Below are 11,710 nucleotides of genomic sequence, written 5' to 3'. Positions count from 1 at the left end.
CCAAGTTAGCTAATGTACTAAATATGCGCCCGTAGCTCAATTGGATAGAGCGTCTGACTACGGATCAGAAGGTTATGGGTTCGACTCCTTTCGGGCGCGCCATTATATTTTCTCTTTATCGGGGAGTAGCTCAGCTTGGTAGAGCACTTGGTTTGGGACCAAGGGGTCGCAGGTTCGAATCCTGTCTTCCCGACCATGCTACTTATATTATATGGGGCCTTAGCTCAGCTGGGAGAGCGCCTGCCTTGCACGCAGGAGGTCAGCGGTTCGATCCCGCTAGGCTCCACCATATAACTTACAATAATAATTTGGCGGTGTAGCTCAGCTGGCTAGAGCGTACGGTTCATACCCGTAAGGTCGGGGGTTCGATCCCCTCCGCCGCTACCAATTTTAATCTGGTTGAACCTATTCAATCTAGGATATCCTGGACCTTTAGCTCAGCTGGTTAGAGCAGACGGCTCATAACCGTCCGGTCGTAGGTTCGAGTCCTACAAGGTCCACCATTTTACTTGATTTTCATACGGAGGTATACCCAAGTCTGGCTGAAGGGATCGGTCTTGAAAACCGACAGGCGGGTAACACCGCGCGGGGGTTCGAATCCCTCTACCTCCTCCATAATTTAATTATTAATAATATCGTCGCGGGGTGGAGCAGTCCGGTAGCTCGTCGGGCTCATAACCCGAAGGTCGCAGGTTCAAATCCTGCCCCCGCAATCTGGTCCCGTGGTGTAGCGGTTAACATGCCTGCCTGTCACGCAGGAGATCGCCGGTTCGATCCCGGTCGGGACCGCCATTTTTATTTTTTTTGCTTAGTAGTTCAGTCGGTAGAGCAGATTGCTCACTTCCTGAATAAGCTTCTGCGGCAATTTGTGAGAAAGACCGAAGGTCATTCGAGCAAAGGCCCTAAATAAGTAAAAGTTTAGGATGCAATATTATAGTGGCTCAGTAGCTCAGTCGGTAGAGCAAAGGACTGAAAATCCTTGTGTCGGCGGTTCGATTCCGTCCTGAGCCACCTTATTTAATTTAAAATGGATATACAATTATAGATATGGCGATTGTGGCGAAGTGGTTAACGCATCGGATTGTGGTTCCGACATTCGTGGGTTCGATTCCCATCAGTCGCCCCTTTTTTTATATGCGGGTGTAGTTTAGTGGTAAAACCTCAGCCTTCCAAGCTGATGATGAGAGTTCGATTCTCTTCACCCGCTCCATAAGGGCCTATAGCTCAGCTGGTTAGAGCGCACGCCTGATAAGCGTGAGGTCGGTGGTTCGAGTCCACTTAGGCCCATTTTTTATATTATTCCGCAGTAGCTCAGTGGTAGAGCACTCGGCTGTTAACCGAGCGGTCGTAGGTTCGAATCCTACCTGCGGAGCCATTTTTATGGGGAAGTACTCAAGAGGCTGAAGAGGCGCCCCTGCTAAGGGTGTAGGTCGGGTAACCGGCGCGAGGGTTCAAATCCCTCCTTCTCCGCCATAAGGCCCCTTGGTCAAGCGGTTAAGACACCGCCCTTTCACGGCGGTAACACGGGTTCGAATCCCGTAGGGGTCATAAGGAAAGCTGTTAGCAAATTTGCTAACAGCTTTTTTTTATGTCCATATAATCTAGGAATCCAGAGAAACTCCAGGGGTAATTAATTCAAAGGTACTTTTAAATGGCTATTTGATCAATACATCAAGCAGCCTAGACTAAAAAGAAGGTAAAATATTCAAGAAGGAACTAGTATATCATTGGCCCGTTCAGGGGTATAAGCAACAACCAGTAACAAATAGAAGAGATATGTACCTGGATATGAAGTCTAGGGTCAAAACCGCTAACATAAAGAGGAGTTATGTACCCGGTTATGAAGTCCGGGATCAAAACCGGTAACATAAAGAGGAGATATGTACCTGGATATGAAGTCCGGGATCAAAACCGGTAACATAAAGAGGAGATATGTACCTGGATATGAAGTCTGGATCAAAACCGGTAACATAAAGAGGAGATATCTACCCGGTCCAGGATAGAAAGGGAAGAACTCGTAACATATATAAAGCAGTGAAAGTGATTCGGCTAATGGCCGAAGAAGCGAGAATCAAGCCATATAATAAGCATATCTTAACATCCAATCAAATGATCCTCTCCTAGCTAATCCATACCCAAATCTGTACTGTTACATCCACATTAGTGACAACTCCAACCACCTCAATCACTATATTCACTTCCTCGATAATATGAAAACGTTATCAATCAATAATAATTTTTCTCCTGTTCCCTCTATCAAACCTAATAAAATCAATAAAACTTTCTAATGAATCATTATTCATTTTTAACTTTCGTTCTCCAAAATTCGCGTAATTGGAAGATTTAGTAGATTGAAGCGCTGTCATTTATGTACGTTTGTCGAATGGAGCGTATTTTTGAGTATTATTGTCGAAATATTAAAAAAATGTTTACAAGGAATTCCTTCTGGTAACTAGAATACTACTGAAATAGGCAGTTTTTTAGTTTTTACAAAGGCAGGTGGACGACAATGGTGATTAATCCTACAGAGTTTGAATTGCATCTGTTTCATGAGGGAAATCTGTTCCAAAGTTACAATTTATTTGGAGCACATGTCATGAAAACGGAAACTGGAACATATACTCGATTTTGTGTGTGGGCTCCGAAGGCGATGCAGGTAAGGCTTGCAGGTGATTTTAATGATTGGGCTGGGGACGGTTATGAGTTTCATAAAGTCAATCAGGAGGGGGTCTGGCAGCTCTCTCTCGAAGGAGATCTGACCGGTGCCCTTTATAAATATGAGATTGTGACTGCGTCGGGTGAGCGGTTGCTCAAATCTGACCCTTATGCGTTTTTTTCGGAAGTAAGGCCGAATACAGCATCGATTGTCTGCTCATTGGATGGCTACAAATGGAAAGATCAGAAATGGCTGCAAAAGCGTGAAAAGAGGAGCACACTCGGTGAGCCGATGTTCATCTATGAACTGCATGTGGGTTCCTGGAAGAAGCATGAGGATGGAAGGTTCCTTACATATCGTGAGCTTGTTGATGAGTTGATTCCATATATTCTTTCACACGGTTACACACATATAGAATTATTGCCTCTAACTGAGCATCCGCTCGACATGTCATGGGGATATCAATCTACTGGTTATTTTTCGGTTACGAGCCGATATGGAGCTCCTCTTGATTTCATGTATTTCGTTGATATGTGCCATCAAAACGGCATCGGGGTCATCCTGGATTGGATTCCGGGTCACTTTTGCAAGGATGCCCACGGGCTGTATCAATTCGATGGCAGCTATGTGTATGAATATCAGCGAGAGAATGATCGGGAGAACCATGTTTGGGGAACCGCTAATTTCGACCTCGGTAAAAATGAGGTTCAGAGTTTCCTGATTTCGAGTGCGCTTTTCTGGCTTGAAAAATATCATATTGATGGCTTTAGGGTGGATGCGGTTGCCAATATCATTTATTGGCCTAACTCAATCCAGGCAGCGAACCAGTTTGGAGTAGAGTTTTTAAAGAAGCTGAACAATGCAGTCAAGGAGTATGAGCCCGGAGCAATGATGATTGCGGAAGATTCGACTGACTGGCCTCAGGTGACGGGTCCTGTTGAGTATGGTGGTCTTGGTTTTACATACAAGTGGAATATGGGTTGGATGAATGACACTTTGAAGTATATGGAGGAAGAATCCCATAACAGGATGCATATACATGAAAAGGTTACCTTCTCGCTGCTTTATGCTTTCTCAGAGAACTTTGTCCTGCCATTTTCACATGATGAAGTTGTTCATGGGAAGAAATCGCTACTTGACAAGATGCCGGGTGATTACTGGCAAAAATTTGCCCAGCTCAGGCTTTTGCTTGGCTTCATGGTTGCGCATCCCGGCAAGAAGCTGACATTCATGGGAACCGAATTTGGGCAGTTTTCGGAATGGAAAGACAAGGAACAGCTTGACTGGAATCTTTTCGATTATGAAATGCATGGAAAGATGAACCAATATAATAAGGAACTCATCAAATTGTATAAACGGTCAAAGCCCCTGTATGAGGTTGACCAAAGCTATGAAGGCTTCGAATGGATCGATGCGGATAACCGGGATCAGTCAATTTTTTCATTTATCCGGAAAGGAAGGAATCCTGAAGAACTTCTGGTCATTGTTTGCAATTTTACTGAAAAAACATATAGCGACTATCGAATTGGTGCCCCAAAGAATGGTGAGTATCGGGAAATTCTTAACAGTGATGCTATAGACTTTGGCGGTTCTGGCGTTATAAACAAAAAAGTTTTGAAAGCGGAAGAAATAGCCTTCCATGGAAGGCCATATTCTATAGAGATGAGTATTTCTCCATTCGGAATCTCAGTTTTACGTCCTGTTATCAAAAGAAAGGGGAGAAACAATCATGCAAAAGAAGAAATGCGTGGCAATGCTGTTGGCAGGAGGAAAAGGAAGCCGTCTGCACTCACTGACAAAGAATCTCGCTAAACCTGCTGTCCCTTTTGGCGGCAAATATCGGATCATTGATTTTCCTTTAAGCAATTGCACGAACTCTGGAATCCACACAGTGGGCGTCTTGACGCAGTACCAGCCGCTCCTGCTAAATTCTTATATTGGCATTGGCAGCGCATGGGACCTGGACAGGAAGGATGGCGGTGTGACAGTGCTGCCGCCTTACGCTGAAAGTTCCGAAGTAAAATGGTATTCTGGCACGGCAAGCGCGATTTTCCAAAACCTGAATTATCTTGATCAGTATGATCCGGAATATGTTTTGATTCTCTCCGGTGACCATATTTATAAAATGAATTATGAATTGATGCTGAATCACCATATTGAAAAAGGGGCCGATGTGACGATTTCGGTCATTGAAGTACCATGGGAAGAGACGAATCGCTTTGGGATCATGAATACAGATACAGACCTAAGAATCACTGAATTTGAGGAAAAACCGGATGCAGCGAAAAATAATCTCGCTTCGATGGGGATTTATATTTTTAAATGGAGCGTATTAAGGGAATATCTGATAAGGGATGACCAGAACTCTGAATCAAGCCATGATTTTGGCAAAGATATCATTCCGCTGCTGATTGAAGAAAATAGAAAGTTATTTGCCTATCCTTTCAAAGGCTACTGGAAGGATGTAGGAACCATACAAAGTCTTTGGGAAGCCAATATGGACTTACTGGATAAAGATTGCGAACTGAACCTGTTTGATCATTCTTGGCGGATTTATTCTGTCAACCCAAACCAGCCGCCTCAATATATTTGCCCAGCAGGAGAAGTATCTGAATCCCTGGTCAATGAAGGGTGCAAGATTGAAGGGGAGGTTTCCAGAACAGTTGTGTTCCAGGGGGTTACCGTGAAAAAGGGAGCGGTAGTTAAGGAAACGGTGATTATGCCGGATGCCGTTATTGGACACAACTGTGTGATCGAAAAGGCGATTGTCTCTCCTGGAGTCTATGTCCCGGATGGAACAATCATCAAGCCAGACGAGAACGATAAAGATGAAATTACATTAGTATCTGAAGAAACAATCGGAGCATTGCAATCCAATTGAACCGATTTGGGAGGAAAAACAAATGAACAAACAATTATTAGGAGTAATAGATGCGACAACTGTTCACGATGATCTGCATGAACTGTCCATTCATCGATCTGTAGCAGCAATCCCTTTCGGCGGGCGATATCGGCTGATTGATTTTATCCTTTCCAATATGGTCAACTCCGGTATCCAGAGTGTAGCTATCTTCCCTAAATTCCAATACAGGTCGCTGATGGACCATTTGGGGTCAGGGAGGAACTGGGATCTTAATCGAAAAAGGGATGGACTATTTTTCTTCCCTGCACCTAATCTGGATAAACATTATACAGGAATTGGCACGCTGGACCACTTTGCTGATAACATTGACTTTTTTGAACGGAGTACCCAAGAGTATGCACTGATTGCCAATTCATATACGGTATTCAATATGGATTTCCAGCCGCTGCTTGACTGGCATATCAAATCCGGATGCGATATCACCGAGGTACAGAAGGCAGGGAAATCCATGGGCATATACCTCGTAAAAAAGACCTTGTTGATGGATTTAATTGTGACGAGGAATGAAACAGGCTACTCGAATATGAGAGATGTCGTGACCGATCACGATAGCCAGTTCCATCTCTGCTATTACAATTTTGAAGGCTATGCTTCCATGGTTGATACGATTGAACAGTATTTTAACACGAGCATGGATTTGTTGAAACCTGAAGTCTGGAAAGAGTTATTCCTTAAGGAAAGGCCGATCCTGACAAAGGTGAAGGATGAACCTCCTACCCGTTATGATATCGACGCGTCTGTAAGAAATTCAATGGTAGCAAACGGGGGAATGATTGAAGGCACGGTGGAAAACAGCATCATTGCCCGCGGGGTGAAAATCGGCAAGGGTACTGTCATCCGTAATTGCATCATCATGCAAAAGACACAAATCAAGGAGAATTGCATATTGGATTCAGTGATTGTTGATAAGGATGCGAGAATCGAAGAAGGAACAGTGATCACAGCGCCAGCAGACTCACCGGCTGTTATCCGCAAAGGATCGGTCCAGGGAGTAGGGAGCAGGCCGTGAAGGTTTTATTTGCTGTATCGGAATGCGTCCCGTTCATTAAGTCAGGAGGCCTGGCTGATGTAGCGGGTTCGCTTCCTAAGGAACTCAAAAAGCTGGGGACGGATGTCCGGGTCATTTTACCGAAATACGGTTTGATACCTGAGAAATTCCGTTCTGAAATGAAGAAAGTGAAAGAGTATCATGTGCAACTAGGCTGGCGCTCACAATATTGCGGCATTGAGACTCTTGATTATGACGGTGTTACATTCTATTTTGTTGATAATGAGTATTATTTCAAGCGAGACAGCCTTTACGGGCATTATGATGATGGAGAACGGTTCGCATTTTTTAACAGGGCCGTCCTTGAGTTTATTGCAGAAATCGAATTTTACCCAGATGTGATTCACTGCCATGACTGGCATACTGGGATGATCCCATTTTTACTCAAGACAGAGTACTATAAGCGTCCTGGTTACGGATTGATCAGATCTGTGTTCACCATCCATAATCTGCAGTTCCAGGGGATTTTCCCTCCGGAAGTATTGGGGGATCTTCTGCAGATTGACAGCCAATATTTCAATGAAGAGCAGTTGGAGTTCTTCGGGAACACCAATTTCATGAAAGGCGCTTTGATTGCTGCTGACCATATCACTACTGTCAGTCCGACGTACAAGGAGGAAATACAGACAGAGTTTTATGGTGAAAAGTTGGATGGCATTCTGCGTAAAAGAAGCGAGGATCTTTCAGGAATCCTTAATGGGATTGATCATGACTTATATAATCCTGAAAAATACCCTGGATTGGCTGCCAATTTCGGGGGAAGCTCACTAGAAAGAAGAGTCGAAAACAAGCTTCAAGTGCAACGTAATTTCGATTTGCCGGAAAACGAGGAAACCCCTGTAGTGGCAATGATTACGAGGCTGACGAAGCAGAAGGGGCTCGATTTGGTCAGGGGAGTCTTCCATGAAATCATGGCGACCGGATTGCAGCTTGTCGTCCTGGGAACTGGCGACCCTGAGTTTGAACAATTTTTCAGGGACATGTCTGTGCAATACCCTGAGCAATGTGGTGTCTACATTGGCTTTGATGAAAATCTGGCACACCAAGTTTACGCTGGCTCGGATTTATTCCTGATGCCTTCCAAGTTCGAACCATGTGGTCTGAGCCAGATGATCGCAATGCGTTATGGATCCATTCCTGTTGTGAGAGAGACAGGCGGCCTTAACGATACCGTACAGCCTTATAATGAATTTAATGGTGAGGGCAATGGTTTTTCCTTTGCCAACTTCAATGCCCATGACATGCTCTTTACAATCCAGCGGGCGTTGTCTTTTTACCAAAAGCGCGAAAAATGGCTGATGCTGGCGAAAAACGCAATGGAGACAGACTACAGTTGGGCACAATCTGCCAAACAATACAATGAGTTGTATACCGATCTCATCTCAAGGAGTGAATCGCATGTTTTCTAGTGTTCCCAAGTTCAAAAATGCTTTCTTGAAAAAACTCGAGATGATGTTTGGAACCAGCTTTGAAGAAAGCACTAGCCGGGAGCAATTCCAGACTCTCGGGCATATGATCAGGGAGCATGTGAGTTCTGATTGGATTAAAACAAACGAATTATATCGTGCCGGGGCGAAAAAACAGGTCTATTACTTGTCGATTGAGTTCTTGCTGGGCAGGCTGCTGAGGCATAACCTTATTAATTTAGGGGTGGAAAAAGTGGTCTGTGAAGGGCTCCAGGAGCTGGGGATCGAGCTGGATCAGCTGGAGGAAATCGAGGCGGATGCCGGGCTCGGCAATGGCGGTCTCGGCCGCCTTGCTGCCTGTTTCTTAGATTCCCTCGCGTCTCTTGACCTGCCTGGACATGGCTGCGGAATACGCTATAAACATGGGCTATTTGAGCAGAAAATAGTCGATGGCTATCAAGTCGAGCTTCCAGAGCAATGGCTGAGGCATGGCCATGTGTGGGAAGTACGCAAGGCGGATGATGCGGTCGAGGTCCCATTCTGGGGTGAAATCGAGAGCAGGATGGAAAATGGCCGGCTTGTCTTCAGGCATCTGAACGCCGAGACGATCATGGCTGTACCGTATGATTTGCCTGTCATCGGCTATGAGACCCAGACGGTCAACACGTTAAGGCTGTGGAATGCCGAGCCATCAAGGTTCCCGGCAAACGCGGATATTTTTAAATACAAGAAGGATACCGAATCGGTTTCCGAATTTCTATATCCAGATGACACGCATGATGAAGGAAAGATCCTTCGGCTAAAGCAGCAATATTTCCTTGTATCATCAAGTTTGAAGGCGATTGTGAGCTCTTTTAAAAAGAAGAATAAGAGCTTGCTAGAATTTCATGACTATGTGAGCATCCATATCAATGACACACATCCTGCGATTGCCGTTCCTGAGCTGATGAGGATCCTGATGGATGAGGAAGGCCAGGGCTGGGAAGATGCCTGGCATATCACGGTCAAGACGCTTTCCTATACGAACCATACGACCCTGGCTGAGGCGCTTGAGAGATGGCCGATCCGAATTTTCAAGCCGCTGCTGCCGCGCATTTTCATGATCGTTGAAGAAATCAATGAGCGCTTCTGCAAGCAGGTATGGGATCAGTATCCTGGTGATTGGGGCAGGGTTGAAAGCATGGCGATCATCGCCCATGACGAGGTGCGGATGGCTCCGCTTGCCATTGTCGGCAGCCACAGTGTCAATGGAGTAGCACAGCTGCATACTGAGATCCTGAAAAATCGGGAAATGAACCTGTTTTATCAATTTTATCCTGAGCGCTTTAACAATAAGACGAATGGGATTACCCACCGCCGATGGCTGCTGAAAGCAAACCCTGGTTTGTCCGGATTGATTACGGATGCTATAGGAACTGAGTGGGTTTCGTCTCCACAGCAATTGGAGAATTTGATGAGGTTTAAGGATGACTCCGCTTTCCTTGAAAGATTGCATGGAATCAAGCAGGCCAACAAGGAGCGGCTGGCAAACCGGATACTGGATAAAACCGGGATTAAGGTGGATACAGAATCAATTTTCGATGTCCAGGTGAAAAGGCTGCATGCTTATAAGCGGCAGCTGCTGAATGTCCTGCACATCATGTATCTATATAATGCTTTGAAAAAGGATCCTGAAGCCTTGCTATACCCACGCACATTTATCTTCGGGGCAAAGGCTTCGCCTGGTTATTATTTTGCCAAGAAGGTCATTAAACTGATTAACTGCGTGGCAGACAAGGTGAACAATGACCCGGCGATCAATGGAAAGCTGAAGGTTGTTTTCCTTGAAAACTATCGAGTATCGCTTGCCGAAGAGATTTTTCCAGCTGCGGATATCAGCGAACAGATCTCAACTGCCAGCAAAGAGGCCTCCGGCACTGGGAATATGAAATTCATGATGAACGGGGCTTTGACACTTGGCACGCTTGATGGAGCCAATGTCGAAATCACCGATTTGGTCGGCAGGGAAAATATCTTCCTGTTCGGGTTGACCGCAGAAGAAGTGCTAGATTACCAGAATAATGGCGGCTACCATTCGCTCGAATACTATCACCATGATGAACGGATCCGGGAAGTGGTCGACCAGCTTGTCAATGGATTCTTCCCTGATACAGAAAACCATTTTAACGAAGTATTTGACACACTGCTCGGCCATAATGATCAGTATTTTGTTTTGCGGGACTTTGCTTCCTATGCAGAGGCCCATCAGGAGATTAGCCGAAGTTATTTAGACCGGAACGCATGGCTGCAAAAGAGCCTGATCAATATCGCCAAGTCAGGGTATTTCTCCAGTGACAGGACTATCATGGAATATGCAGACCAAATCTGGAAAGTACAATCTTCTTTGAAAGTTTAAGATGCTTTAGGCCAAATCGAAGACGATTTGGCCTTTTGTTATTTTCATTGAATTAAACGGGAATTCTATAAGCCCGAATGAGGTCGTTGAGCCCCAAAAGGTCACATAGAAGAATTCTATAAGCCCGAATGAGGTCGTTGAGCCCCAAAAGGTCACATAGAAGAATTCTATAAGCCCGAATGAGGTCGTTGAGCCCCAAAAGGTCACATAGAAGAATTCTATAAGCCCGAATGAGGTCGTTGAGCCCCAAAAAGGTCACATAGAAAATTTCTATAAGCCTAAATGTGGCAGGCGATGCAAAAGGTAGCATCCATGACTTTACAGCCCTCTATAATATCAAAAACCCAGTCCCAATCGTAATCAGTACGGCACCTGCGACGGTTGATTTGGTTGGTTTTTCTTTTAAAATGATGAAGCTTAGGATCATCGTCAAGACGACGCTGAATTTATCAATTGGGTTGACGATGCTCACCTTGCCGATTGCCAGGGCGGCGAAATAACATAACCATGAGAAACCAGTTGCGGCGCCGGACAGGATTAGGAAGATGTAGGATTTCCTCGAGATCTTAGTGAGTTCCTTTACAGTTCCCTGAAAAAACACAATTCCCCAGGCAAAAATAATGATCACGACTGTTCGGATGAAGGTGGCCACATTTGAGTCGACATCCTCAATTCCGATTTTCGCCAGGATATTAGTCAGGGCAGCGAAGACTGCAGACATGATGGCGAGGAAAATATATGAACTCGTGTTGAACACCTTTTTCTTCTGCTTTTTCTTCTTTTTGTCTTTTCCGATCAGCACAAAAGTCCCAATGGATATGATGACACCACCAGCGACAACAGGCATTGTCGCAGGCTCCCTAAGCACCAAGAATGATAACAGTATCGTCAACACTACACTGGCTTTATCAATCGGGACTACTTTGGAAACATCCCCAATCTGGATCGCTTTAAAAAAGGCTAGCCAGGATAGACCGGCCGTCAAACCAGAGAGTACTAGAAAGATAAATGATTTCGTTGATACTTCCATTATGTTTTCTGTCTGGCCGGTAATAACGACCATTAAGTAGGCCATGATGACGACCACTATCGTTCTGACGGCCGTTGCCAGGTTCGAATCGACATCCTCGATTCCAATTTTAGCAAGAATGGCAGTAAAGGAGGCGAATAGCGCAGCCAGTAAAGCTAAAATGATACTCATCGTTTACCTCCATTTCTAATAAGATACTCTTAGTTTGGGAATCTCCAGCAGGAATATTCTTGTCCATTTATCGAACAATGT

At 44.9% G+C, this 11,710-nt stretch carries 6 protein-coding genes and 15 tRNA genes; 20 read left to right on the top strand and 1 reads right to left on the bottom strand.

The genetic code is table 11. The features are described from left to right. Positions 1-25 precede the first annotated feature (25 nt). The 20 genes from AB5I83_RS22880 to AB5I83_RS22785 all read left to right on the top strand — a co-directional run bounded on the left by AB5I83_RS22880 (position 26) and on the right by AB5I83_RS22785 (position 10,428). Positions 26-102 (top strand) — tRNA-Arg (locus AB5I83_RS22880). Between the two features lie 17 nt (positions 103-119). Continuing rightward, positions 120-196 (top strand) — tRNA-Pro (locus tag AB5I83_RS22875). A 17-nt stretch (positions 197-213) separates the two neighbouring features. Continuing rightward, positions 214-289 (top strand) — tRNA-Ala (locus AB5I83_RS22870). 21 nt (positions 290-310) lie between these two features. After that, positions 311-387, top strand: a tRNA-Met gene (locus tag AB5I83_RS22865). Between the two features lie 39 nt (positions 388-426). Beyond that, positions 427-503 (top strand) — tRNA-Ile (locus tag AB5I83_RS22860). Between the two features lie 19 nt (positions 504-522). After that, positions 523-615 (top strand) — tRNA-Ser (locus tag AB5I83_RS22855). A 24-nt stretch (positions 616-639) separates the two neighbouring features. Next, a tRNA-Met gene (locus tag AB5I83_RS22850) sits at positions 640-713 on the top strand. A 3-nt stretch (positions 714-716) separates the two neighbouring features. Continuing rightward, positions 717-792: transfer RNA gene (locus AB5I83_RS22845), tRNA-Asp, on the top strand. Between the two features lie 146 nt (positions 793-938). After that, positions 939-1,011, top strand: a tRNA-Phe gene (locus AB5I83_RS22840). Between the two features lie 39 nt (positions 1,012-1,050). Then, positions 1,051-1,123 (top strand) — tRNA-His (locus AB5I83_RS22835). 13 nt (positions 1,124-1,136) lie between these two features. Beyond that, a tRNA-Gly gene (locus AB5I83_RS22830) sits at positions 1,137-1,210 on the top strand. A gap of 3 nt (positions 1,211-1,213) precedes the next feature. Next, positions 1,214-1,287, top strand: a tRNA-Ile gene (locus tag AB5I83_RS22825). A 13-nt stretch (positions 1,288-1,300) separates the two neighbouring features. Continuing rightward, positions 1,301-1,375, top strand: a tRNA-Asn gene (locus tag AB5I83_RS22820). 7 nt (positions 1,376-1,382) lie between these two features. Further along, a tRNA-Ser gene (locus AB5I83_RS22815) sits at positions 1,383-1,473 on the top strand. Positions 1,474-1,476: 3 nt separating this feature from the next. Beyond that, a tRNA-Glu gene (locus tag AB5I83_RS22810) sits at positions 1,477-1,548 on the top strand. Positions 1,549-2,509: 961 nt separating this feature from the next. After that, positions 2,510-4,468: a 1,4-alpha-glucan branching protein GlgB gene (glgB, locus tag AB5I83_RS22805; protein WP_448978739.1), complete on the top strand. Its 1,959-nt coding sequence runs from the start codon at positions 2,510-2,512 to the stop codon at positions 4,466-4,468. Further along, complete coding sequence (locus AB5I83_RS22800) at positions 4,386-5,537, top strand: glucose-1-phosphate adenylyltransferase (protein WP_448978737.1); 1,152 nt, start codon at positions 4,386-4,388, stop codon at positions 5,535-5,537. The genes glgB and AB5I83_RS22800 overlap by 83 nt, the downstream gene beginning before the upstream one ends. 22 nt (positions 5,538-5,559) lie before the next feature. Beyond that, on the top strand, positions 5,560-6,588 hold the full coding sequence (locus AB5I83_RS22795) for a sugar phosphate nucleotidyltransferase (protein WP_448978736.1): 1,029 nt from the start codon (positions 5,560-5,562) through the stop codon (positions 6,586-6,588). Next, positions 6,585-8,036: a glycogen synthase GlgA gene (glgA, locus tag AB5I83_RS22790; protein ID WP_448978734.1), complete on the top strand. Its 1,452-nt coding sequence runs from the start codon at positions 6,585-6,587 to the stop codon at positions 8,034-8,036. Before AB5I83_RS22795 ends, glgA begins: the two co-directional genes overlap by 4 nt. Then, on the top strand, positions 8,026-10,428 hold the full coding sequence (locus AB5I83_RS22785; RefSeq protein ID WP_448978732.1) for a glycogen/starch/alpha-glucan phosphorylase: 2,403 nt from the start codon (positions 8,026-8,028) through the stop codon (positions 10,426-10,428). Before glgA ends, AB5I83_RS22785 begins: the two co-directional genes overlap by 11 nt. A gap of 328 nt (positions 10,429-10,756) precedes the next feature. Here the strand turns inward: AB5I83_RS22785 and AB5I83_RS22780 are convergent, their stop codons facing one another. After that, positions 10,757-11,629, bottom strand: a complete 873-nt coding sequence (locus AB5I83_RS22780) for an EamA family transporter (protein ID WP_448978730.1) — start codon at positions 11,627-11,629, stop codon at positions 10,757-10,759. Between the last annotated feature and the right edge of the window lie 81 nt (positions 11,630-11,710).

The sequence above is a fragment of the Mesobacillus sp. LC4 genome, from assembly GCF_053543455.1.
The sequence above is the reverse complement of the archived record's forward strand: the minus strand, read 5'-3'. Positions and strand labels throughout refer to the sequence as shown.